Source organism: Enterobacter sp., assembly GCF_977039595.1.
On the sequence record NZ_CDRQYH010000033.1, the window covers coordinates 19,575 to 42,585 of the forward strand.

18 protein-coding genes and 1 pseudogene are annotated in these 23,011 nt (G+C 59.7%); 10 read left to right on the forward strand and 9 right to left on the reverse strand.

Features of this window, described 5'->3' with window-relative positions; all coding sequences use genetic code 11:
- Positions 1 to 8: 8 nt before the first annotated feature.
- Complete coding sequence (locus ACWYRJ_RS11940; protein ID WP_111965890.1) at positions 9 to 308, reverse strand: ArsR/SmtB family transcription factor; 300 nt, start codon at positions 306 to 308, stop codon at positions 9 to 11.
- Positions 309 to 489: 181 nt separating this feature from the next.
- Between ACWYRJ_RS11940 and ACWYRJ_RS11945 the strand changes: the two genes are divergently transcribed.
- On the forward strand, positions 490 to 648 hold the full coding sequence (locus ACWYRJ_RS11945) for a YqaE/Pmp3 family membrane protein (RefSeq protein WP_045286357.1): 159 nt from the start codon (positions 490 to 492) through the stop codon (positions 646 to 648).
- Here ACWYRJ_RS11945 and ACWYRJ_RS11950 read toward each other — a convergent pair.
- The gene (locus tag ACWYRJ_RS11950) at positions 645 to 1,574 is read right to left on the reverse strand and encodes a LysR substrate-binding domain-containing protein (protein ID WP_111965889.1); all 930 of its coding nucleotides are present in this window, start codon (positions 1,572 to 1,574) and stop codon (positions 645 to 647) included. The genes ACWYRJ_RS11945 and ACWYRJ_RS11950 overlap by 4 nt on opposite strands.
- Before the next feature lie 320 nt (positions 1,575 to 1,894).
- Between ACWYRJ_RS11950 and ACWYRJ_RS11955 the strand changes: the two genes are divergently transcribed.
- The 6 genes from ACWYRJ_RS11955 (at position 1,895) to ACWYRJ_RS11980 (ending at position 9,464) form a co-directional block, all read left to right on the forward strand.
- Complete coding sequence (locus ACWYRJ_RS11955; RefSeq protein ID WP_455507943.1) at positions 1,895 to 2,500, forward strand: ankyrin repeat domain-containing protein; 606 nt, start codon at positions 1,895 to 1,897, stop codon at positions 2,498 to 2,500.
- A 108-nt stretch (positions 2,501 to 2,608) separates the two neighbouring features.
- A complete protein-coding gene (gene fdrA / locus ACWYRJ_RS11960) occupies positions 2,609 to 4,150 on the forward strand; it encodes an acyl-CoA synthetase FdrA (protein WP_455507944.1) in 1,542 nt (513 codons plus the stop codon).
- Entirely contained in the window at positions 4,150 to 5,565 is a 1,416-nt protein-coding gene (locus ACWYRJ_RS11965; protein ID WP_455507945.1) for an oxamate carbamoyltransferase subunit AllG family protein, read from the forward strand. Before fdrA ends, ACWYRJ_RS11965 begins: the two co-directional genes overlap by 1 nt.
- An 11-nt stretch (positions 5,566 to 5,576) precedes the next feature.
- Positions 5,577 to 7,130: a xanthine permease gene (locus ACWYRJ_RS11970; protein ID WP_455507946.1), complete on the forward strand. Its 1,554-nt coding sequence runs from the start codon at positions 5,577 to 5,579 to the stop codon at positions 7,128 to 7,130.
- Entirely contained in the window at positions 7,127 to 8,092 is a 966-nt protein-coding gene (locus ACWYRJ_RS11975) for a carbamate kinase family protein (protein ID WP_455507947.1), read from the forward strand. Before ACWYRJ_RS11970 ends, ACWYRJ_RS11975 begins: the two co-directional genes overlap by 4 nt.
- Positions 8,085 to 9,464: an amidohydrolase family protein gene (locus ACWYRJ_RS11980; RefSeq protein ID WP_455507948.1), complete on the forward strand. Its 1,380-nt coding sequence runs from the start codon at positions 8,085 to 8,087 to the stop codon at positions 9,462 to 9,464. Before ACWYRJ_RS11975 ends, ACWYRJ_RS11980 begins: the two co-directional genes overlap by 8 nt.
- A gap of 117 nt (positions 9,465 to 9,581) precedes the next feature.
- Here ACWYRJ_RS11980 and ACWYRJ_RS11985 read toward each other — a convergent pair whose 3' ends face one another.
- On the reverse strand, positions 9,582 to 10,184 hold the full coding sequence (locus tag ACWYRJ_RS11985; protein WP_023308908.1) for a short chain dehydrogenase: 603 nt from the start codon (positions 10,182 to 10,184) through the stop codon (positions 9,582 to 9,584).
- Between the two features lie 97 nt (positions 10,185 to 10,281).
- On the opposite strand from ACWYRJ_RS11985, the gene ACWYRJ_RS11990 reads away from it, so the two are divergent.
- From ACWYRJ_RS11990 to ACWYRJ_RS12000, 3 genes are all read left to right on the forward strand, one after another.
- Positions 10,282 to 11,142, forward strand: a complete 861-nt coding sequence (locus tag ACWYRJ_RS11990; protein WP_455507949.1) for a LysR substrate-binding domain-containing protein — start codon at positions 10,282 to 10,284, stop codon at positions 11,140 to 11,142.
- A 20-nt stretch (positions 11,143 to 11,162) separates the two neighbouring features.
- Positions 11,163 to 12,344, forward strand: coding sequence for an aminotransferase-like domain-containing protein (locus tag ACWYRJ_RS11995; protein WP_455507950.1), 1,182 nt, complete (start codon positions 11,163 to 11,165; stop codon positions 12,342 to 12,344).
- Positions 12,345 to 12,429: 85 nt separating this feature from the next.
- Entirely contained in the window at positions 12,430 to 12,948 is a 519-nt protein-coding gene (locus tag ACWYRJ_RS12000; protein WP_111965906.1) for a DUF6622 family protein, read from the forward strand.
- Positions 12,949 to 12,968: 20 nt separating this feature from the next.
- On the opposite strand, the gene ACWYRJ_RS12005 is transcribed toward ACWYRJ_RS12000, so the two are convergent.
- From ACWYRJ_RS12005 to ACWYRJ_RS12030, 6 genes and pseudogenes are all read right to left on the reverse strand, one after another.
- Positions 12,969 to 13,316 (reverse strand): HigA family addiction module antitoxin, encoded by a 348-nt coding sequence (locus ACWYRJ_RS12005; RefSeq protein ID WP_063408808.1) that lies wholly within the window; start codon positions 13,314 to 13,316, stop codon positions 12,969 to 12,971.
- A 10-nt stretch (positions 13,317 to 13,326) separates the two neighbouring features.
- Positions 13,327 to 13,626 (reverse strand): type II toxin-antitoxin system RelE/ParE family toxin, encoded by a 300-nt coding sequence (locus ACWYRJ_RS12010; RefSeq protein WP_111965881.1) that lies wholly within the window; start codon positions 13,624 to 13,626, stop codon positions 13,327 to 13,329.
- Positions 13,627 to 13,876: 250 nt separating this feature from the next.
- A complete protein-coding gene (locus ACWYRJ_RS12015; RefSeq protein ID WP_455507953.1) occupies positions 13,877 to 15,055 on the reverse strand; it encodes an HlyD family efflux transporter periplasmic adaptor subunit in 1,179 nt (392 codons plus the stop codon).
- Between the two features lies 1 nt (position 15,056).
- Positions 15,057 to 17,255, reverse strand: a complete 2,199-nt coding sequence (locus ACWYRJ_RS12020) for a type I secretion system permease/ATPase (RefSeq protein WP_455507951.1) — start codon at positions 17,253 to 17,255, stop codon at positions 15,057 to 15,059.
- Positions 17,252 to 18,655 (reverse strand): TolC family outer membrane protein, encoded by a 1,404-nt coding sequence (locus ACWYRJ_RS12025; protein WP_455507952.1) that lies wholly within the window; start codon positions 18,653 to 18,655, stop codon positions 17,252 to 17,254. The genes ACWYRJ_RS12020 and ACWYRJ_RS12025 overlap by 4 nt, the downstream gene beginning before the upstream one ends.
- 79 nt (positions 18,656 to 18,734) lie before the next feature.
- Positions 18,735 to 22,886 (reverse strand): annotated as a pseudogene (locus ACWYRJ_RS12030) (BapA/Bap/LapF family large adhesin); the annotation flags it as partial.
- Positions 22,887 to 23,011: the final 125 nt, after the last annotated feature.

Here is a 23,011-nt window from a genome sequence, read left to right on the forward strand (position 1 = left end):
GCGGCTCCTTACGGGCAATAAAGCTTTTTCAGGGTGCTGATGAGCTGATGCACCGCATCTTTTTTAATGAAATAGAGAATGCGCTGCGCGTCGCGGGTGCTGTCGATCAGACCTTCCTCACGCATGCGCGCCAGATGCTGCGACGTGGCGGAAGGACTAAGCCCCGTGGCTCGCGCCAGTTCTCCCGCGCTGGTGCCGGGTGCTCCGCACAGGGTGCAGAGGATCAGCAGCCGACGCGGGTTGCTCATCGCTTTTAAGAGTGTGGCGGCCTGCTCGGCGCTGGCCTGAAGCTGTTCGAGTTCAGTCATGGTACTTAAGTGTTTTCTTAATTAAGGTAATGCTAAAGTAATTGTGCGCATTAAGCCAGCGTCAAAAGCGTAAACGAGGGTAAACGCGGGGTCGGGAACTGGCGCAGCCGGGTAAACTGGCTATGCTTAGAAATGGTTCACTCTATTATTTTCAATGGATTAGCTTGCACGGAGTTTTAATATGGGTTTTTGGCGTATTGTTTTTACCATCCTGTTGCCGCCGCTGGGCGTGCTGTTAGGCAAAGGGTTTGGCTGGGCGTTTATTATCAACATTCTTCTCACGCTGCTGGGTTACTTCCCCGGCCTCATTCACGCTTTTTGGGTACAGAGCAAAAGCTAAGCGCGCCACAGTAAATCGCTATAAATATCGGTCAGTACCCCCGCAGGGCCAAACTCCTTCTTGATCCAGCGCGTGACCTGGCCGGTTGCGGCATGCTGCGTGGCGAGCAGCATGCGCGAGTCCTGACGTGGGTTATTGATATGCCGCGTCACCAGCAGGCCATCTTCAACCGCCTCCCGCGCCATATATTCCGGCAAAAAGCCTATCCCTTCGCCCAGGATCTGACACTGACACTTGGTGTTAAAGTCCGGCACCAGAATCGCCTCCTGCCCGTGCAGCAGCCAGCCGACCTTTTTGTTAATGGTATGCGCGGTATCTTCCACCATGATGTTGGGATACAGGCGCAGCTGGCTTTCCGCTATCGGTTCCGGAACGAACGCCAGCGGGTGCTCCGGCGCGATGGCAAACACCCAGCGAATGGCGCCGATTTCGGTGTAGTCAATTCCGCCGCCGTCGAGCAGCGTGTCCGGCGCGCCAATGGCGATATTGGCCTGGTTGTTGATGATAGAGTCCCACACGCCGTTATAGACCTCGGTGGTGACGGTGATCTGACAGGTGGGGAACTGCTTTTTCAGCACCTGTAGCAGCCGCGCGGTATGGCGCGGCGTATACAACAGCTGGTTGATACAGATGCGTACACGCGCCTCGATGCCCTGTGAAATGGTATCAATCCCGCGCTTGATGGCGTGAAAGTCGTTAAGCAGGTCGGTGGCTTTGCGGTAAAAGTAAAAGCCGGACTCGGTTAGCTCAATGCTGCGCGTGCTGCGGACGAACAGCACCACGTCCAGCCCGGTCTCCATGCGCTTAATGGTGTAACTGATGGCGGAGGTCGTTACACCCAGTTCGGCGGCGGCTTTGCTGAAGCTGCCGAAGCGTGCGGCGGTGGTAAAGGCCAGCAGGTTCTCCTCGGTAAAGATGGAATTCATATCTCACTCCCTTCAGCCATTAGTTTTGAACATATTTTAACAGCGTCGTTTCAACGCATTTGAAGCCGATCACAGTTCTGGCTATTTCATCAATGCCGCGCCATACAAGGCTTTTTCAGACATAAGCATAATGCGTTTTGACGCGCTAAAAAGCGGTTAACCATAAGAAAAAGGTTGCACAGACGCACATTTTGACCGGTTTATTGAATTTATCTCAACAATGAATTGTCTGTCGATGAATCATTTTTAAGCGGATTCTTTTATGACCAGGCTGTTGCTATTCTCAGGTCAACAGAAATAAAAACATCGGGAGTCTGAATATGTATGCAACTGAACTGGTTACGGAATTTTTGCTGGCGGCAGAAGAAGGCAATAGCGATGCGCTAAAAGCCTGTCTGGAGAAGGGCGTGGATATTAACGCCACGAACCGCCAGAAAAGAACCGCCGTTATTATTGCCAGCCTGAAAAAACATTATGCCTGCGTGGAGTTCTTAATTGCCGCCGGGGCGGATATTGATAAACAGGATCAGACCTGCTTTAACCCCTTCCTGATTAGCTGCCTGACGAACGATATAACTCTCCTGCGGCTGGTATTACCCGCGAACCCGGATCTCGACCGCCTGACGCGCTTCGGCGGCGTAGGCATTACGCCAGCCAGTGAAAAAGGGCACGTGGAGATCGTCCGCGAGCTGCTGGAAAAAACCGATATCAACGTTAACCACACCAATTTTGTCGGCTGGACGCCGCTGCTGGAAGCCATCGTACTCAACGACGGCGGCGCAAAGCAGCAGGAGATCGTGAAGCTGCTGCTGGAGCATGGCGCGAACCCGCATATGACCGACAAATACGGCAAAACCCCGCTCGAACTGGCGCGGGAGAAAGGCTTCACCGAGATTGCAGACCTGCTGCTGGCGGCGGGCGCATAAGACGGTCGGTCAGCCCATTCCGGCTGGCCGCTAATTAAATAAAGCATTTTTACCGACGTGCATTTTGCACGACGGCGGCCTCCTTTTATCCGCGAACAGGTGCAAATAATGCCAACGAAAATCGTGATTAAAAAGAACACCTATTTTGACTCCGTATCATTAATGTCCGTTTCCACTAAAGCCAATAAATTGCCGGGCGTCGAACAGGCCTTTGTCGCCATGGCAACGGAAATGAATAAGGGCGTTTTAAAAAACCTCGGGCTGTTAACGCCGGAATTAAATGAGGCGAAAAACGGTGACCTGATGATCGTCATTAAAGGCGACGCGGCGAATGAAGAAACGCTGGCCGCTATTGAAGCGCTGTTCACGCGTAAAGAGAGCGCGGGCTCCCATGAAGCGCGCTACGCGACGATTGCCAGCGCCAAAACCCATCGCCCGGACAGCAACCTCGCGGTGATTTCCGTCAACGGGACCTTCGCCGCCCGCGAAGCGCGTCAGGCGCTGGAAAACGATCTCAACGTGATGCTGTTTTCCGATAACGTGTCGCTTGACGACGAGCTGGCGCTGAAGCAGCTGGCGCACCAGAAAGGGTTGCTGATGATGGGGCCGGACTGCGGCACCGCCATCATCAACGGCGCGGGACTGTGCTTCGCCAACGCGGTGCGTCGCGGACCGATTGGTATCGTCGGCGCATCCGGCACCGGCAGCCAGGAGCTGAGCGTGCGTATTCACGAATTCGGCGGCGGCGTGTCGCAGCTGATCGGCACCGGCGGACGCGATCTCAGCGAGAAGATCGGCGGCCTGATGATGCTCGACGCCATCGACATGCTGGAAGCCGACGAGGGTACAGAAGTGATTGCGCTGATCTCCAAGCCGCCCGCGCCTGCGGTGGCGGAGAAAGTGCTGGCCCGCGCGCGCGCCTGTGGTAAGCCCGTGATCGCGTGCTTCCTCGGGCGCAATGAACCGCCCGCCGATGAGGACGGACTGCAGTTCGCGCGCGGCACCAAAGAGGCGGCGCTGAAGGCCATCCTGCTCACCGGCATCAAAAAAGAGTCCCTCGATCTGCACCCGCTCAACTGGCCATTAATTGAAGAGGTGCGCGCTCGCCTGACCCCGCAGCAGAAGTACATTCGCGGCCTGTTCTGCGGCGGCACCCTGTGCGACGAGGCGATGTTTGCCGCGCTTGCGAAATTCGACGACGTTTACAGCAACATCCAGCCGGATCCGGCTAAGCGCCTGAGCGACATCAGCGTCAGTAAAGCCCACACCTTCCTCGACTTTGGCGATGACGATTTCACCAACGGCAAGCCGCACCCGATGATTGACCCGACCAACCGCATCAGCCGCCTGCTCCAGGAGGCTCGCGACCCGGAAGTCGGGGTGATTGTGATGGACTTTGTGCTCGGCTTCGGCGCCCACGAGGATCCGGTCGGCGTGATGATCGACGCCATTAAAGAAGCACAGGCGATCGCGAAGGCCGATAACCGTCCGCTGGAGATCCTCGGCTACGTGCTCGGCACCGACCAGGATCCGCAGTCGCTGGCGCAGCAGTGTCAGCTGCTGACCGACGCAGGCGTCATCTGGGCCAGCAGCAGCACCAATACCGGATTACTGGCACGCGAATTTGTCTGCAAAGGGGAGAACGCATAATGACTACCTTATTTAACCAGCCGCTGAACGTCATTAACGTGGGTCTCGCGATGTTCAGCGACGATCTTAAAAAGCAGCACGTTCCCGTGACCCAGCTCGACTGGACGCCGCCGGGGCAGGGCAATATGCAGGTCGTTGAAGCGCTCGACCAGCTGGCGGAAAAACCGCTGGCGGAGAAAATCGCCGCTGCCAACCAAATCGCCCTTGAGCGCATTATTCAGTCTCATCCGGTGCTGGTGGGCTATGACCAGGCGATTAACGTTGTGCCGGGGATGACCCGCACCACCATTCTGCACGCCGGTCCGCCTGTCTCCTGGGAAAACATGTGCGGCGCGATGAAGGGCGCGGTCACCGGGGCGCTGGTGTTTGAAGGGCTGGCGAAAGATCTGGACGACGCGGCGCGACTTGCCGCCTCCGGGAAGATCGCCTTCTCGCCGTGCCACGAGCACGACTGCGTGGGCTCCATGGCGGGCGTCACCTCCGCGTCGATGTTTATGCACATCGTTGAAAACAAAACCTACGGCAACCGCGCGTTCACCAACCTTAGCGAGCAGATGGCGAAGATCCTGCGCATGGGGGCCAACGACCAGAGCGTCATCGACCGCCTGAACTGGATGCGCGACGTGCTCGGCCCGATGCTGCGCGACGCGATGAAGATTATCGGCGAAATCGACCTGCGCCTGATGCTGGCCCAGGCGCTGCACATGGGCGACGAGTGCCACAACCGCAATAACGCGGGCACGACGCTGCTGATCCAGGCGCTGGCGCCGGGGCTAATTCAGGCGGGCTATCCGGTGGAGCAGCAGCGCGAGGTGTTCGAGTTTGTCGCCAGCAGCGACTACTTCTCCGGCCCGACGTGGATGGCGATGTGTAAAGCCGCGCTGGACGCCGCCCACGGCATTGAATACAGCACCGTGGTTACCACCATGGCGCGCAACGGCTACGAATTCGGCCTGCGCGTTTCCGGCCTGCCGGGGCAGTGGTTCACCGGCCCGGCGCAGCAGGTGATTGGCCCGATGTTTGCGGGCTACCGGCCGGAAGATTCCGGGCTGGATATCGGCGACAGCGCGATCACCGAAACCTACGGCATCGGCGGCTTTGCGATGGCGACGGCCCCGGCGATTGTCGCCCTGGTGGGCGGGACGGTGGAGGAAGCCATCGACTTCTCCCGCCAGATGCGCGAAATCACCCTCGGAGAAAACCCGAACGTCACCATTCCGCTGCTCTCGTTTATGGGGATCCCGACCGCCATCGACATCACGAAGGTCGCTGGCAGCGGCATTCTGCCGGTCATCAATACCGCCATTGCGCACAAAGACGCGGGCATCGGCATGATTGGGGCGGGCATCGTTCACCCGCCGTTTAGCTGTTTTGAAAAGGCGCTGTTGACCTTCCGCGATCGCTACTTTTTATAAGGCATGCATCCATGAAAAACATGAAACTGGAGTGGAAAAGAGGTGACTGGGCGGCTTATTTCGGGTTGATGACCAACAACCTGACCAATTTGCTGACCATGATGGTGTTGCTCATTTTTGTCGTCGGCATCCCGAAGGAGATTGTTTATGGACGCATCGCGCCGGCCTTCGGGCTGGCGGTGCTGGTCGCGAGTATCTGCTACGCGTGGTTCGGCATGCAGATGGCGCGCCAGACCGGGCGCACGGACGTGACAGCGCTGCCGTCCGGCCCCAGCGCGCCGTCAATTTTTACCGTGACCTTCCTGGTGCTGATGCCGGTGTATCAGCAAACGGGCGATGCGGAGTTCGCTATTCAGATTGGCCTGGTCTGGTGCTTCGTTGAGGCGATGATTCTTGCGGGCGGTTCATTCCTGGGCGAAACCATCCGCAAGATGATCCCGCGCACCGTGCTGCTGTCATGCCTGTCCGGTTTAGGCCTGCTGCTGCTGGCGATGAACCCGATGCTGCAGGCGTTTGAAGCGCCGACCGTATCGTTCATCGTCCTGCTGCTGATCTTCATCAACTGGTTCGGCAAAAAGCCGATTTTCGCCAGAATCCCTACCGGCCTGCTGTTGCTGATAGCCGGTACCGCACTGGCGTGGATCTCTGGCCTGCAGAGCCCGGAAGCGATTAAAGCGTCCATGTCATCCTTCGGCTTTAACCCGCCGCAGGTGCATGTGGAAGGCTTCCTGCAGGGCCTGCCGCACGCGCTGCCGTATCTTGCCTCTGCCGTACCGCTGGGGCTGGCGAACTACATCTTTGACCTGGAGAACATCGAAAGTGCCCACGCGGCGGGGGATGAATACCCGACGCGTAAAGTCATGCTGGCGAACGGTCTGGCCTCCATGCTCGGCTGCCTGATGGGGAACCCGTTCCCGGTGACGGTTTACGTCGGCCATCCCGGCTGGAAAGCGATGGGGGCCAGCATCGGCTACACGCTGGCCTCCGGCGTGACCATGTTCATTGTGCCGCTTTTCGGGCTGGGGGCGTTTATGCTCGCCATCATTCCGATGACCGCCATCGTGCCGATTCTGGTGTTTATCGGCGTGGTCACCGCCAACCAGGTGGTGAGGGAAACGCCGAAGGTGGAAGTGCCCGTGATCTTCATCTGCCTGTTCCCGTGGATCGCCAACTGGGCGCTGACCATGATGAACAGCGTGATGGGAGCGGCGGGCACGAATGCCGCCAAAATCGGTACCGACGTGCTGCACAGCAAAGGGATCTACTACGAAGGATTAGTCCATCTGGGGAACGGGGCACCGCTCGCCAGCATGCTGTGGGGCTGTATCGCCATCTTTGCCATTATCAACAAACCGCTGCGCGGAGCCGTGGCCGCGGCGGGCGGGGCACTGCTGGCGCTGTTCGGGGTGATCCACGCCCCGGTGGTGGGTTTTGCCGAAGGCAGTTCGCTGATGTTCGTCACCGCGTATCTGATGATGGGCGGCATGTTTGTGGTGAAGCATTTTCTCGACAGCCGGGAAGTTGCGAGCGCTGCGTCGGGTAATGTTGCGAAGGAACACGTATGAAAGAGCTTATGGTCGTTGCCATCGGCGGCAACAGCATTATCAAAGACAACGCCAGCCAGTCGGTTGAACATCAGGCGCAGGCGGTCAAAGCGGTGGCAGAGTCGGTGCTCGAAATGCTGGCCTCCGACTATGACATCGTGCTTACCCACGGCAACGGTCCGCAGGTGGGGCTGGATCTGCGCCGCGCTGAAATCGCCCACGAGCGGGAAGGGCTCCCTCTGACGCCGCTGGCAAACTGCGTGGCGGACACCCAGGGCGGCATTGGCTACCTGATCCAGCAGGCGCTGAACAACCGCCTTGCCGCGCGCGGCGAGCAAAAGGCGGTCACGGTCGTCACGCAGGTGGAAGTGGATAAAAACGATCCCGGCTTTGCGCACCCCACGAAGCCGATCGGCGCGTTCTTCAGCGAGGCGCAGCGCGACGAACTGCAGCTCGCGCACCCGGACTGGCACTTTGTTGAAGATTCGGGCCGGGGATATCGTCGCGTGGTGGCCTCGCCCCAGCCGCTGCGCATTGTCGAGGCCGACGCGATCAAGACACTGACGCAAAAAGGCTTCGTGGTGATCGGCGCGGGCGGTGGCGGTATTCCCGTGGTGCGCTCGGCGCAGGGCGATTACCAGAGCGTCGACGCGGTGATTGATAAAGATCTCTCCACCGCGCTGCTGGCGCGCGAGATCGGCGCCGACGTGCTGGTGATTACCACCGGCGTGGAAAAGGTGTGTGTCAACTTCGGTAAGCCAAATCAACAGGCGCTGGAGACCGTCGACGTAGCGGAGATGACGTACTACATGGAGGAAGGCCATTTCCCGGCGGGCAGCATGCTGCCCAAAATCGTCGCCTCGCTGGCGTTTTTACATCACGGCGGCAAGCGCGTGATCATCACCTCGCCGGACTGCCTGCCCGCCGCGCTGCGCGGAGAAACCGGTACCCATATTGTGAATGAAGGAAGAAAAGATGAGTGAAAATAAAAGCCGCCGTGAATTCATCAGCCAGAGCGGCAAAATGGTGACCGCCTGCGCGCTGTTTGGCGCGACCGGATCCGTCGCGTATGCTGCCGACTCCGCAAAGCCACTCTGCGAGACCGGTAAGCCTGTGAATATCACCGCGAAACATTACTATCTGGACAACGTACTGCTCGAAGCCGGGTTTAATTTCGACGGCAGCGTGGCGACGAGCACCCGCACCGAGCTGAAGACGCTGGAGATTCAAGACGGGAAGATCGTCGGCCTGCGCGATAACAAGCGCCACGCCGACGCCACGCTGCCGCACTACGACGCGGGCAACAAGCTGATGCTCCCGGCAATGCGCGACATGCACATCCACCTGGATAAAACCTTTTACGGCGGCCCGTGGCGTTCCCTCAACCGCCCGGCGGGCACCACCATTCAGGATATGATCCGCCTGGAACAGAAGCTGCTGCCGGAGCTTCAGCCCTACACCCAGGAGCGTGCGGAAAAGCTGATCGATCTGATCCAGTCGAAAGGCTCCACCATAGCCCGCAGCCACTGCAATATCGAGCCGACCTCCGGCCTGAAGAATCTTGAAAACCTGCAGGCGGTTTTATCGCGCCGTAAGCCCGGCTTTGACTGTGAAATCGTCGCCTTCCCACAGCACGGGCTGCTGCTGTCCCATTCCGAAAAGCTGATGCGTGAGGCTATGCAGGCCGGGGCGCACTACGTGGGCGGGCTGGACCCGACCAACGTCGACGGCGCGATGGAGAAATCTCTCGACCTGATGTTCCAGATTGCGCTGGACTACGACAAAGGAGTGGATATTCACCTGCACGAGACCAGCCCGGCGGGGGTGGCGGCGGTGAACTACATGGTCGAAACCGTGGAGAAAACGCCGGAGCTGAAGGGGAAGCTGACCATCAGCCACGCCTTTGCGCTGGCGACGCTTAACGAAAAGCAGGTGGATGAGATCGCCACCCGCATGGCGGCGCAGCAGGTGACCATCGCCTCCACCGTGCCGATTGGCACCCTGCATATGCCGCTGAAGCAGCTGCGGGACAAGGGCGTGTTTGTGATGACGGGAACCGACAGCGTGATCGACCACTGGTCGCCGTACGGTCTGGGGGACATGCTGGAAAAAGCTAATCTCTACGCCCAGCTCTACATCCGCCCGAACGAGCAGACGCTCTCCCGCGCATTAGGTATCGCGACCGGCGACGTGCTGCCCCTGAACGACAAAGGCGATCGCGTATGGCCGAAAGCGCAGGATGACGCCAGCTTTGTGCTGGTGGACGCCTCCTGTTCCGCCGAAGCCGTGGCGCGCATCTCTCCGCGTACCGCAACGTTCCACAAGGGTAACCTCGTCTGGGGCGTTGTGGATTGATGTGCATTTCTCCCTCTCCCTGTGGGAGAGGGGGGGAGGGCATCAGGCCGCACTTATGTAGGCCGGGTAAGCGCTGCTTCCACGCCCGATGCTGGTGCCGATCGCCGCGCGCACGGCTCAGTAGCCGACCTTGTATACCCGCCCGCTCTGCACGCCCTCCACGCTGCGGCGATAGGCTTGCGCCACCGTCGCGGCAGGCACGCTTTCGAAGCCCGGGAAGAAGCCATCGTACGTTTCGACGGATTCGGTGAGAACCGTCGGGCTAATCAGATTGATGCGGATCCCGCGCGGCAATTCGCAGGCTGCGGCGCGAACAAACCCTTCCAGCGCCGCATTCACCGTAGTGGCATTTACGCCCTGCGCAATCGGCTCGTGCGCGACGATCCCGCTTATCAACGTAATCGAGCCGCCTTCGTTCAGGTAGTGCTGGCCGGTCAGCGCCAGGCGCACCTGTCCTAGCAGCTTATCCTGTAGCCCCTGGTTAAAGTCGCTATCTTTCATGGTCGCGAGCGGGCCAAAGTAGAGGCCACCGCTGGCGGACACAATGGCATCCACCGGACCGATTTTCTCGAACAGCGCCTGAACGCTCGCCTGAGAGGTGATATCTACCTGTTCGTCGCCCTGCGTGCGGCCGACGCGGATGACCTCGTGGCGACGACTCAGCTCTTCCGTTACCGCACGACCAACCGTACCGCTAGCACCAATAATGACGATTTTCATAGCCGACTCCTTCTGTTGTGAGCCTTCATTCTTTAATAAATTAAAATACGGATAAACTGGGCTAAAGTTAGAAGATTGCTAACCAGAGGTTTGGAATATGGATAAGCTTCGCAGCATGGAGACCTTTATTGCGGTGGTTGAAAGCGGCAGTTTCACCGGCGCGGCGGCGCGGCTCGAGATGTCGGCGGTGATGGTGGGGAAGTACGTTGCGCTGCTGGAGCGTAACACGCGCCGTCAGAGCCTGACGGATGCCGGACGCGTCTATTTCGACGAGGCGAAGCGGGTGCTGGAGCAGGTCGCGATCGCCGAAAGCGCCGTGGAACGCCTGCGCGCCGCACCGTCCGGGACCCTGCGCGTGACGGCGCCCACCTCGTTTGGCGGCAGCGCGATCGCGCCGCTTACGGCCTCTTTTTTACAACGCTACCCGGAAGTGCGCATCGAGCTGGATCTCACCAACCGGATGGTGGATCTGGTGGAGGAGGGTATCGATCTGGCCATTCGTATTGGCGACATTCACAACGACGATCTGGTGGCGAAATACCTCTGCCCTTACCGGATGGTTATCTGCGCCGCGCCGGACTACCTGGCACGCTACGGTACGCCGCAAACCCCTGCCGATCTGGTGGATCATCTCTGCCTGTCCCACAGCGTGTGGACCGCGCGCAACGAGTGGCGGCTGGCGGGCGTCGAGGGCGAGGTGCGCTGGAAGCGGGATGCGGTCTTAAAATGTAATGACGGCTACGGGCTTTGGATGGCCGCGAGAGCCGGAGCGGGACTGCTGCTGCAGCCGGAGGTGCTGGTGGCGGAAGATCTGGAAAGCGGCAGGCTGGTGCGGGTGCTGGAAGAGTATATTCCGGCGCCGAGACCCGTGCATTTATTGTGGCGTCAGGATTTACGTCAACTGCCTAAGCTGACGGAATTTATCGCCCATATTCTGCTAAGATTGGGCACACTATAAAAACAGAAGGTAAGCAAAGAATGTCCGTGAGTAAACTCGCCAGCAGCGCGCAGGGCCTGCAATCATCTGCCATCCGTGAATTATTAAAACACAGCAAAATGGCGGGCGTGATCTCGCTGGGGGGCGGTATTCCAAACCCAGACCTGTTCGATCGCGAAGGGCTGAAAATTGCCGCTGATGCCGTGTTATCTCAGCATTTTGGCGAGGCATTCCAGTACGGCCTGACCGAAGGCGTGCCGGGACTGCGGGAAGAGATTCAGCGTATTTGCGAGGGGCGAGGCATTCGCTGTAAGGCGGATGACGTGGTCGTGACCTCTGGTTCACAGCAGTCCCTCGACGTGCTGGCGCGTGCTTTGATTAACCCGGGCGATATTGTTGTCGTCGAGCGTCCAACCTATCTTGCTGCGCTGCAGGTATTCGGCCTGGCGCAGGCGAATTTTGAATCCGTCGGCACCGACGGTGACGGCATGAAGGTCGACGAGCTCGAAGTGCTGGTGGCAAATAAAACTATCAAAGCGGTCTATATTGTCCCGACGTTTGGCAACCCGGGCGGCGTGACGCTTTCTGAGGCGCGTCGTAAACAGCTGGTGGAACTCTCGAAGCGCTATGACTTCGTGATTATTGAAGACGATCCGTACAGCGAAATTAATTATACCGATGAAGTCTTCCGCCCGTTAATTGCTCATGCCAAAGATATCGGCAACGAAGAGAACGTGGTGTATACCTCTACCTTCTCTAAAATCCTCGCGCCGGGCACTCGCGTGGGCTGGGTGGTGGTACCGGAATGGCTGAAGCGCGCGGTGGTGAACCTGAAGCAAACCACCGATCTGCACACCAGCACGCTGTCGCAGCTGATGACGTATGAGTACCTGAAAACCGGTCGTCTGCCCGCTCAGATTAAAACGATCCGCGAAGCCTATCGCCAGAAATACCAGACGTTCGCAACCGAGCTGGAGGCCGAGCTTGGCGACGTGATGTCTTTCCACAAGCCGAAGGGCGGCATGTTCCTGTGGGCGAATATGAAAAATGGTAGTAATACCACCCGCTGGCTGGAAAAAACGTTAAGTAACGGCGTAGTATTTGTGCCGGGCGAATTTTTCTACTGTAATGAGCCGGACCAGACAACGCTGCGCATGTCATTCGTCACCCCAACGGATGAGCAGCTGATAGAAGCGGTTCGACGCCTGAAAAAATCGCTGTAAAAGACCTGCGCATAACGGTGGTTTTGCCGTTATGCGCAATACGCGTTCAGGGCGGCAGGGGCCGCGATCGTTCATGGTGATCTCCATGTTTGAATTTCTGATCGGTGTTGTGACGCACACGCCCGTCTGGGTGTGGGTGCTGTTTATCTTCCTTATCTCCCGCGGCCTTAAAGCCCGACGGCCCGCCACCGTGACGCTGGAGCGGCTTGCCATTATTCCGGGCATCTTTCTTATCTGGGATATTTACGATCTGATAGTCTATCGCACGCTGACTCCCGGGACTGTTGCATTGTGGACGGCGGGGATCCTTGCCGGTGCCGCGCTGGGGTATGTCCTGATTAAGCAGGCTGTGATTACCCGCGCAGAGGCGCCGCGCAGCCTTTACCGCCAGGCCGACTACACCGCGCTGCCGTTTATGATGCTGGCGTTCGGGGTGAAGTATGTGCTGGGCGTGATGAGCGCGGTCTCTCCCCAGGCGATGCAGCAGCCCGCCATGAGCGTGCTGGCGATCGTCTCCGGCGGCGTGTTTGCCGGTGTGTTTATTGGGAAATTTGCGCGCTATGTTGGCGTGTATAACAGCGCCGCACCTCGTCCGGCGGAGTAAGATCTCCGCGCCTGTTCGGGTCAGGCTACATCCGGTTGGCCAGATTTTCGCTTAGCCATGACGTCCGCAACGGTCTTTATACGGCTTAGCTCCTCCTGCGTCCTGGCGTTAGATTGCGCTTCCCAGATATCGACGTTCAGCTGTAAGTTCAGCCAAAATTCAATCGTGGTATCAAAGGCTTTTGCCAGCTTGATCGCCATATCGGCAGTAAGCTTGCGATTGTTATTGACCAGCGCGCTGATGGTGTTGCGGTGAACATTGAGCATCTCCGCCAGATCGCTGATTTTCAGATTGAGCGGTTCAAGATACTCATACTGCAACACGTCGCCCGGCGTGGTGGGTTTGCGGAGTGCCTGTTGAAGTGTCATAGATGATGCCTCACTTGTGTTGCGTGTACTTGTGTGGAGAGAGGTAGAGATCTTCTGCTTTACCCTCTGTCCAGCAAAATACGAGCCTGTATTGCCTGTTTACCCGGATGGAGGAATAGCCCTTCAGCGGAGGATTCAATGCTTCGTACATATTGCCCGGTGGCGATCGCAAATCCCTGTGCGAGGTTGCTGCCCTGATGATATCGAGCTTTCTCGCAAGCGCTGTTTCCAGATTTGAAGGGATAACATTGCTCGATCTGCCGTAAAGAAAAAAATCCTCAAGCCATTGATCCCGAAAATAACTAATCATAATGCTGGCGAGCTCCAGTCCATGAAGCTGAATGAATAGTAATGCACTCCCGCACTGTGCGCAAGTGCGTTTTGTCTGCGGTTAATATTACCTGGGCGATGGCTGAAGGGAAGTGGGTTGCATGACTAAAGATTAATTCTCCGAGGCAGGTTCCAGTTCTGGCGTGCGGTTTAAAGCCCGGTGGCGCTGCGCTTGCAAGGGCCTGGGGGGATGTAGGCCGGGTAAGGCGCAGCCGCCACCCGGCGATTGGCTATCGCTCCCTTAGCGCCTCTTTCGCCCGGTTGAACGGTTTAATCAGATAATCCAGCACCGTTTTCTCTCCGGTCTTAATGTCCACCGTCGCAATCATCCCCGGTACAATCGAGAAGTGCCTGCCCGCCTTATTGACCAGGTAATCCTGACTGGTGCGGATAAACACCCTGTAATAGAACACCTCCGGCTTGGCCTCATCCTGAATGGTATCCGGGGAAATCGTCTCAACGACCCCGTGCAGGCCGCCGTAAATGGCGTAATCGTAGGCGGTGATTTTGACCAGCGCCTCCTGGTTCGGGTGGATAAAGGCGATATCGCGCGGCGACAGGCGAGTTTCGATCAGCAGGTGATCGTCCACCGGCACAATCTCCATCAGCTCGCCGTTGGGCGGGATCACCCCGCCGATGGTGGTCACCTTGATATTTTTCACGATCCCGCGCACCGGGGATTTTACCGTCAGACGGGTGACGGAATCCTGGCGGCCCTTGAGGATGGCTGAAACCATATCCACCTCAGCGTTGGCTTTGGATAACGCCTCGCGCGCCTGGACGTAATACTGCGAGCGCACGTCGGTGAGCTTCAGCTCCAGATCGCTTTTCTGCCGCTGCAGCCGCAGCACCTCCACGTGGCTGGCGGCCCCGGTTTTCACCAGCCGCTGGGTAATGGCCAGCTCTTTATTGGCGAGATCTAACGCGGCGCGAAGCTCCCGCTGGGTATCCTCCAGCTGCGCGCGGCGCGAGTTGTAGAGCCGCGTTTCGTCGGCAATCAGATCCGGCCATTTCGCCAGCGAAGGGGGGAACTTCAGCGGCAGATCGTTCACCTCGGCATACAGGCGGGCGCTGGAGGCCAGAGACGCGCGGTAGCGCGCCGCACTTTCGCCGACGTTTGACTCGGAACGGGTCGGGTCAAGCCGCGCCAGCACCTGTCCGGCCTGCACCTGATCGCCTTCGTGGACGTTCAGCTCGGTGAGGATCCCGCCGTCGAGAGACTGTAAGACCTGCTCGCGCGAGCTGGGGATCACTTTACCCGAACCGGTTGACACCTCATCCAGCACGCCAAACCATGCCCAGACGCCCAGCACCACAAACATCAGCAGCGAGAAGATCACGATCCGGCGCGCGCCGGTGTAGCCGCTTTCGGAGTCGAGGGCGTTATCCAGATCGTCCATTGCCGCCATGTCACGCTGACTGATTTTCATTTTTCCACTCCCGTCCGGTTGCTGCCTGCTGCTGTTGCTGCTGCATACGGCTGTTGCTCAGCGCCTGGGCTTTTGGCGCGTCCATCACCAGCATGCCTTCTTTTAACACCACGACGCGCTCCACCAGTTCCAGAACCGGTACGCGGTGCGTGGCGACGATCAGGGTGCGATGCCCGAGCCAGTCGCCCAGGCGCTGGATGAATTCCCGCTCGGTGTGCTCATCCAGCGACGCGGTGGGTTCATCCATCAGCACAATATTCGGATCGCGCAGGAGCATTCGCGCCAGCAGAATCGACTGGCGCTGCCCGCCGGAGAGCCCTACGCCGTTTTCCATGATCGGATAGTCCAGCCCCTTGGGCAGCTTCTGGACGAAGCCCGCCGCGCCGGTCAGCTCCAGCGCCTCGAAAATTTCTTCGTCGGTGGCGCGCGGCATGCCGAGGGTGATGTTTTCGCGCAGGGTGCCGTAAAACAGCCGCGCGTTCTGAGTCATAAAGCCGACGTTGCGCCGCACGTCCGCCACGTCGAGATGCGGCAGGCTGAAGCCGTCGAGCCGCAGTTCGCCCGCCGCCAGGTCCATCCCGCCCGCCATCGCCTGCAGCAGGGTTGATTTGCCCGCGCCGTTGCGCCCGAGGATCGCCACTTTTTCTCCCGGCCTTATCTCCAGGCGATTAATGCGCAGCGCCATGCGCGGATCGTCCGGCTGATAGCGGAACTGCGCCTGCTCGAAAAGATAGTGTCCGCGCAGGACGTCCTGGCGGATCGGCGTCTCCTCGCGCTGGTTTTCGGTGGGAAGCTGCATGATGCTGTCCAGCCCCTCTTTTGCGGCTTTGACCTGCTGCCAGCGCGCCAGCACGCCGCACAGCGTCGCCATTGGGGCGATCATGCGGGAAGCCAGCATCGACGCGGCGACCACCGAGCCGGTGGTCAGGGTACCGTCGATCACCATCGGCGCGCCGACCACAATCACCCCGGCGTAGACCAGGCTTTGAATGGTCATCCCCCAGCTGATCAGGTTCTGCGTCAGCTCGCGAGTGCGCAGGCCGGATTCTGCGGTGATCTGGATATAGCTGTTCCACTGCTGCAAAAAGCGGTTTTCCGCCTGCATCAGCTTGATGTCCTCCAGGCCCTGCACGCTCTCCACCAGCACCGCGTTGCGCAGGGTTGATTCATGCGCCGACTGCTTTGCCAGCTCCGCCAGCTTCTTCTGCAGCAGCAGGCCGGGCAGGACCATGATCACCGCCGCGACCGGGGCGATCCACGTCAGCTGCGGGGCGATGATCGCCAGCACCACCACGAACAGTAAAAAGAAGGGCAGATCGACAATCGTCGAGATGGTGGACGAGGTCACCATCTCGCGGATCTGCTCCAGCTCGCGCAGCTGCGAGATAAAGCTGCCGGTGGAGCGGGGGATCGCGCTGTTGCGCAGCCGCAGAGCGTGGCCGAATACGCGATCCGAAACGCGCATATCCGAGCGCTTGCCCAGCAGATCCATAATGTGCCCGCGCGCCACGCGCAGCACAAAACCAAACAGGGTGGCAATCAGCACCCCGATGGTCAGGACGTACAGCGTCGGGTAGGACTGTGCGGGGATCACCCGGTCATAGACCTGCATGGAAAAGACGATCCCGGAGAGCGACAGCACGTTGATAAACAGCGCGGCGAGCATCACCCAGCTGTAGGGGCGGAGATCGCGCATCACCAGCCGGTAGAGCCAGTCCGGACGATATTTGGAGATATAGGCATCCACGCGGCTGTCCTTCAGCGCGGCGAGTGGACGCAGGGCAATAACGTGGCGTATAGCGGGCAGCATCGCCGTCATCGACAGCCGGTTGGTGTAGGTCTCGTCGTCGAAAAAGCTGACTTCCAGCGTATCGTCCCCGTCGAAATGCTCGATCACGCCGATCCTGCCGTCATTCATCGCTACGACAACCGGCAGACGCCAGCTGTTGATCGCCTGTCGATCGTCGGTAAGGAGCTGAAACGACAGCCCTGCTTCGCGGGCCAGCTGGGTGAGGGCGGGCACCATCGGTTTGCCTTTCAGCCAGGGTGCGCCTGCAATCAGCGCGCCGGGCGAGCAGGCGACGCGATAGCGCGTGGCAACAAAACCAAAGGCCTGTGCCCACTGCGCCAGCGCCTCATCCGTCATGTTTTCACCTTGCGGGATATCACGCTGCTTCATGGCTGGATCTCCACGGTCTGGATGGTGCGGTTATCAAGATCGAACGCGTGACGCAGCTGTCCGGTGTTATACAGGCAGTTGAGCTGCAGCTGGTGCAACTGACCGAGGGTCTGCTGCTGGGTGAAGCGCGCCTGATAAACCTCCTGTTCGGCGTTGAGCACGTCGAGCAGCGGGCGCGAGCCGAGGTCAAGATACTGCTGCTGGTACAGTTCGCGGGTGCGTGCGCTGAGCGCCTCCTGACGGCCCTGAATTTGCAGCGTGCTTTGCAGGCTCATCACCTGGCTGCGGGCTTCCAGCAGTTTCTGGCGGACATCAAGACGCGTGCGCTGAATGGTGGACTGCGCCGCCTCCACCGCGTGTCCGGCAGCGTTACGCCGTGCGGTGAGGCCGCCGCCCTGATAAAGCGGCATCTGAACTTTCACCCATGCGGAATACTGGGTGCGATCCCGCGTGTCGCTGCCCGCGTAGCGATCGTTCATGTAGTGGCGCACCTCCGGCTCCAGCGAGACGGTTGGCGTCATTTGCGCGTCGGCATAGTCCAGGTTAGCCTGGGCGACGTTAGCCTGCGCCCAGGCGGCGAGAACGGCGGGAACCAGGCGGTCGTCCGGCTCGGCGATGTCGCAGCTCCGGCCCAGCTTTTGCGGAAAGTCATTGCTTATCGCGTTCAGGCTGTTCCAGCCGAGAAAGCTCATCAGCGTGGCGCGGGCGCTGTCCAGGCTGGCCTGGTACTGCATCAGCTGTGCTCGCGCGCCTTCGATTCGGGCATCGGTCTGCACCACGTCAGAGAGCGATGTGGCCCCTTCGTCGTTACGCTGGCGCGTCAGCGTGCCGATAGAGGAGAGGGCGTCGAGCTGCTCTTTAGCGGTCTCAACCATCTGCTGCCAGGTTTGCACCTGCACCATGGCGACGGCGGTATCGTGGGCGATAGTGTCGATACTCACCAGCACGTTGGCCTGCTGCTGGGCAACGCCGGCGCTCTCGGCGCGTACCTGGCTTGCCACTTTGCCAAAGTCGTAGAGCATCTGTGAGAGAGAAAGCACCAGCGACGGCGTAAAGCCGTTCTGGTCGCCGTCGTGGGAATAACCGTTGTCCACGCCGGCATTAATCTGCGGATAGTATTTTGACTTAGCGACGTCTACCTCTTCGCTCTGCTGGTAGAGTTTCCCCACGGCTTCGCTGATGGCCGGGTGCCAGGTGACGGCGCGGTTAACGGCATCGCCAAGCTGCAATGAACCGGGTGCGGCTTTGCCAGCCGCAGGTGCGATGCGGCCGTTGAGCGAGGGGAGTTCCTGCGTTTCGCGAAGCTGTCCGGTATTGATGGTGGCCGCCGGATTTGCGCAGAAAGCGGGCACAGATATCAGGCAGCACGAGAGCCACCAGTAAGGCATCTTCATTCCCATGTCATGTCCCTATAAAAAAATACGGCTTTATTATTTATGCCCGGGCGCTGCGCGCCCGGGTCATCTCTTGCAGGTGGTATCAGGTAATGATGTGTTGCTGGTTAACAAGCTCGTCGTAGGTGGTCTGAACGCCATCAAGCGTAACGAGCGTGGTATTAGTGTAGGTGCCCCCTGCACCATCACGGTCGATGGAGATCACGGTATTGCCATTACTATTAGTGACATGGAGATAATTCCCGAGCGTCGCGGCGCTACCGTTCCAGCCCACCAGCAGATCGCCGATGTCGATCTTGTCGCCCTGCGCCAGCGAGAAGCCGGTCCAGTGATCGCCCGCGGCACTGCTGGTGTTACCCCCCGTACCGTTGCCCACCGTGCTGTTCAGCACCTGGTAAATCAGCGTATCGCCGTAGGCCGTACCGGTGATGGCGTCGTTATGCTCAGAGCTGATGAACTGCGGCGCCATATTGATGGTCAGCGTGGCGCTGTCCGTTCTTCCTGTAGAGTCGGTCAGGGTGTAGTTGAAGGTCTCCTTCGAGGTCATGGTTGAGAGCGATACCCCGCTGTTGAGGGTATAGGTGTAATGGCCGTCAGCGCCGATCGCCAGCGTGCCGTAGTGGCCGACAATATTCACCGTTGCGCTGCCGGTATACGGATCCAGCGTGGTGGTCACGCCGTTGTAGCCGGTCACGCTCAGACGGGTATCCACCGAGTGGAGCTGATCCAGCACGCCGCCGGAGTCGGTGCCGTCAAAGATATTGCCGTTGACGGTGTGGCTGCCGGTGACGTCGAAATTACTCAGCGAGTAGGTGGTGCCGTTCACGCTTGGGGTAATGGTGATGTTTCCGACGCTCAGCCCCGGGACGCTACCGGTAAAGTTCAGCGTATAGGTTCCGGCGTTGAGATCCAGCCCGGTCAGCGCGACGTCGATACTGCCGCCCAGCAGCGAGGCCCCGCTGAAGGAGCCGCTGCGGATCACGCCAGAGCCGTCGCTGATGGACCAGTTCACCGTCAACCCGGTCAGCGACAGCAGCGATGCCACGTTAAAATGCAGCGATGCGTTGTGCAGCGCGGTATTCGCGTCGACCACGAAGGTTCCGCTGCCGCTGCCCTGGGTTGACGAGAGAAGGGCCGTCGTCCAGCTGGCGGTGCCCACGGTCGTATCCGAATAGACCGACGTGTGATGTACCGAGGTAAGGTCCATCGTGGCGCTGACATCGTTCACCGCATTCATCGCCTGCGCGGTTGGGGTGATGTTGAGCGATGCCGTATCCTTCGAGCCGTCAGGCGCGGTAACGGTGTAGACGAAGGTATCCGGCGTGCTGATATGGTCCGCCCCTACGCCGCTTCTCAGGGTGTAGGTGTACTGACCGGACGAATTGATGGTCAGCGTGCCGTATTCTCCCTGAATGGTGGTGGTTCCGCTGCTGTTGACCGCCACGCCGTTCACTTCGGTAACCAGCGTGCCCGCTGGAACCGGATCATTCGCCAGCACGTCGCCCGTGGTGGTTTCGCTGATGCTCGCCACGCTGTAGACATGGTCCTGCAGGACGTTCAGCGTGTAGGCCGTCAGTACGGCGATCCCGGATGCGGTATTCAGCAGGAACAGATACTCCCCGGCAGGCAGGTTCAGCGTCAGCTGCGGTGACGTACCCCCCAGCACTGGAGCGCGCAGCCAGCCCGACTCGACGCGAACCTGCTCGAAGGTCTGGGTCGCATTGTTGAACTTATAGACGTACAGGTCGAACACCGACGCCAGCGCCACGCCGCCCACGGAGGCCTGGATGGTCATGGTGCGGGTCGTCCCTTCCTCCACGTTGTAGATGATCGGGTTGGTCATGTCGTCCAGCAGGTTAAGCCCCAGCGTGCTGCCGAGATTAATGCCCACCAGGGTAAAACCGTTCTGAGACGAGGCGCCGTTATTCACCTCACTCACGGTGGTGTCAAAGGTCAGCGAGGCCGTGTCGTCCACTGCCACAATGCCGTTGATTACCGTACCGGCACCCAGAGACAGCACCAGGTTCGCCGACGCGCTGACGCCGTTATGGGTGATGGTGTAGGTGAAGCTCTCCGTCCGGCCAACGACCGCAGCGCTGGTGTCGGTCAGGTTATAGGTATAGCTGCCGTCTCGGTTGATGGTCAGCGTACCGTATTTGCCCTGGATCACCGTGCCGTCGGCGTTCACGCTGGTGGTGACGCCCTGCGCGTTAGTAACCGTGGAGATAGTGGTTCCGGCCGGCGCGTTGTCGCTGCCGGCGGTCGGATCCGTATCAAGGATCACGTTGCCGTTGAGACTGGTATCTCCGGTAACCGTACCCGGACCGGTCTCTTTCACCGCCACGTCGAGGCTGGTGTAGGAGCCGGTTGCCAGCAGGTTGGTGTTATAGCTAAGCACGCGGTAGTTACCGTCGGCCAGCCCGGTCAGGTTCAGTGAGACGCCGGTAGCGCCGAGGGTCAGGAGATCGGCAAACTGCGGTTGGCCGGTATCCACCACGGTAGTCCAGACGCCGTTGACGTAGTGCTGAACTACCAGCTCAAGAGTGTTGAGCAGAGAGAGCACCGCCCCCGTAGCGTTAGCATTCACCACGATATCCGCGCTGCCGCCGTTGCCCACCGTGAAGTTCACCTGCGCCGTGTCATTGCCCAGCAGCGTCAGGACGTTGCCCACGGCGCCGACCAGCAGGAAGCCGTAGTCGCTGTACTGGCTGTTGGTCACGGTCGCCGTGGTGCTGAGGTTCAGCTCTTCAACGTTATTGCTGGCGGAGAGCGGCAACACCGGTGCAAGGGCGGAGCCCGGCAGGGAGGTGTTGCCCGCGGCGTCGGTAGCGGTGATCTGCAGCGTCTGGCCTTCGATCTGTTTGTTAATGAAGGTGTAGCTGTAGGTGCCGTTGCTGCCCGCAATGGCGGTCACCGTCGAGCCGTCCGCAAGGCGGATTGTGACGGTACTGCCCGCCTCCGCGCTCCCGGTCAGGACGCTACCGTCGGCGTTGAGAGTCCCGGTCGGCGCCGTTGGGGCGGTCGTATCGACGATAATCGTCGTCACGCCTGACGCCGCGCTGGTATTGCCTGCCGCATCGGTGGCCGTGGCGGTGAAGTTATGCGTGCCCTGCGTCAGCGTGGTGGTTTGCGGCAGGGTCCAGTTGCCGTTGCCATCGGCGGTCACCGTGCCGACCAGCGTAATACCATCGTAGATCCTGACCGTGGCATTCGCTTCGGCTGTCCCGCTTAGCGTTGGGCGCGTATCGTTGGTCGGATTCGTACCAGTCACCGGACCGATAACGCTGCCGACATCATCAATCACCGAACTGATGACCGGCGCGCCCGGCGCGAGGGTATCGACGTTAATCACATACCCGGCGGTAGGTGCGCTGGCGTTGCCCACCGCATCGGTGGCGGTAAAGGTCAACGTGTGCGCGCCGTTGCTCAGCGCCGGAGATGGCGTAAAGCTCCACGCGCCGCCGGTCGCCGTCACGCTGCCGATCTGTACGCCGTTATCAAAGATTTTCACCGTCGACCCGGCTTCCGCCGTGCCGCTGAGGGTTGGCTGCGCGTCGTTGGTGAACCCGCCGTTTGCAACCGGCGTCGCCGCATTGCCCACGTCATCCAGAATGCTGGTCAGCACCGGCAGCGCAGGCGGCGTGGTGTCAACGGTGAGGCTGAAGCTGGTGGACGACAGGCTGGTATTGCCCGCCGCATCCGTCGCCTGCGCGGTGAAGCTGTGCGCGCCCGCGGTCAGCGTGGTGTTGAGCAAGATACTCCAGCTCCCGTTGCTATCCGCAGTGCCTGTTCCGACAAGCGTAGCTCCCTCATATATTTTCACGGTGGCAAACGGTTCGCTGGTCCCGACAAGGCGCGGAACGGTATCGTCGGTTGTTTGCCCGGACGTTAGCGGGCCGGTGATGCTGCCCACGTCGTCTACCGCCTGGCTGATAACCGGCGCGTTTGGTGCAGCGGTATCAACAATCAGGGTAAAGCCCGGCGAGGTCGGGCTGACGTTGCCCGCTGCATCGGTGACCGTGGCGGTCCAGGTATGGCTGCCGTTGCCCAGCGGTGCTGATGGCGTAAAGCTCCATGCTCCGGTACCGTCCGCCTGAACGGTGCCGACCGGCTGCCCGTTCTCATAAACGGTGACCGTGGCGTTGGCGGTCGCGGTGCCGTTCAGCGTTGGCGTGGTGTCGTCGGTGCTCTGCCCCGAAGAGAGCGGGGTTTGAATGCTGCCCACGTTGTCACCCGCGGGGCTTTGTTGAATAAATCAGATTTCGGGTAAGTCTCCCCCGTAGCGGGTTGTGTTTTCAGGCAATACGCACGCTTTCAGGCATACCTGCTTTCGTCATTTTGTTCAGCGCTCGTACCAGGGCC

Excerpts from the sequence above, each read along its gene's own strand:
- ACWYRJ_RS11980 (WP_455507948.1), top strand. The coding sequence starts at position 8,085 with ATGAGTGAAAATAAAAGCCGCCGTGAATTCATCAGCCAGAGCGGCAAA.
- ACWYRJ_RS12025 (WP_455507952.1), bottom strand. The coding sequence starts at position 18,655 with ATGGGAATGAAGATGCCTTACTGGTGGCTCTCGTGCTGCCTGATATCT.
- ACWYRJ_RS11950 (WP_111965889.1), bottom strand. The coding sequence starts at position 1,574 with ATGAATTCCATCTTTACCGAGGAGAACCTGCTGGCCTTTACCACCGCC.
- ACWYRJ_RS11955 (WP_455507943.1), top strand. The coding sequence starts at position 1,895 with ATGTATGCAACTGAACTGGTTACGGAATTTTTGCTGGCGGCAGAAGAA.
- ACWYRJ_RS11945 (WP_045286357.1), top strand. The coding sequence starts at position 490 with ATGGGTTTTTGGCGTATTGTTTTTACCATCCTGTTGCCGCCGCTGGGC.
- ACWYRJ_RS11975 (WP_455507947.1), top strand. The coding sequence starts at position 7,127 with ATGAAAGAGCTTATGGTCGTTGCCATCGGCGGCAACAGCATTATCAAA.
- ACWYRJ_RS12000 (WP_111965906.1), top strand. The coding sequence starts at position 12,430 with ATGTTTGAATTTCTGATCGGTGTTGTGACGCACACGCCCGTCTGGGTG.
- ACWYRJ_RS11985 (WP_023308908.1), bottom strand. The coding sequence starts at position 10,184 with ATGAAAATCGTCATTATTGGTGCTAGCGGTACGGTTGGTCGTGCGGTA.
- ACWYRJ_RS11990 (WP_455507949.1), top strand. The coding sequence starts at position 10,282 with ATGGATAAGCTTCGCAGCATGGAGACCTTTATTGCGGTGGTTGAAAGC.
- ACWYRJ_RS12020 (WP_455507951.1), bottom strand. The coding sequence starts at position 17,255 with ATGAAGCAGCGTGATATCCCGCAAGGTGAAAACATGACGGATGAGGCG.
- ACWYRJ_RS12015 (WP_455507953.1), bottom strand. The coding sequence starts at position 15,055 with ATGGCGGCAATGGACGATCTGGATAACGCCCTCGACTCCGAAAGCGGC.
- ACWYRJ_RS11965 (WP_455507945.1), top strand. The coding sequence starts at position 4,150 with ATGACTACCTTATTTAACCAGCCGCTGAACGTCATTAACGTGGGTCTC.
- ACWYRJ_RS12005 (WP_063408808.1), bottom strand. The coding sequence starts at position 13,316 with ATGACACTTCAACAGGCACTCCGCAAACCCACCACGCCGGGCGACGTG.
- fdrA (WP_455507944.1), top strand. The coding sequence starts at position 2,609 with ATGCCAACGAAAATCGTGATTAAAAAGAACACCTATTTTGACTCCGTA.
- ACWYRJ_RS12010 (WP_111965881.1), bottom strand. The coding sequence starts at position 13,626 with ATGATTAGTTATTTTCGGGATCAATGGCTTGAGGATTTTTTTCTTTAC.
- ACWYRJ_RS11970 (WP_455507946.1), top strand. The coding sequence starts at position 5,577 with ATGAAAAACATGAAACTGGAGTGGAAAAGAGGTGACTGGGCGGCTTAT.
- ACWYRJ_RS11940 (WP_111965890.1), bottom strand. The coding sequence starts at position 308 with ATGACTGAACTCGAACAGCTTCAGGCCAGCGCCGAGCAGGCCGCCACA.
- ACWYRJ_RS11995 (WP_455507950.1), top strand. The coding sequence starts at position 11,163 with ATGTCCGTGAGTAAACTCGCCAGCAGCGCGCAGGGCCTGCAATCATCT.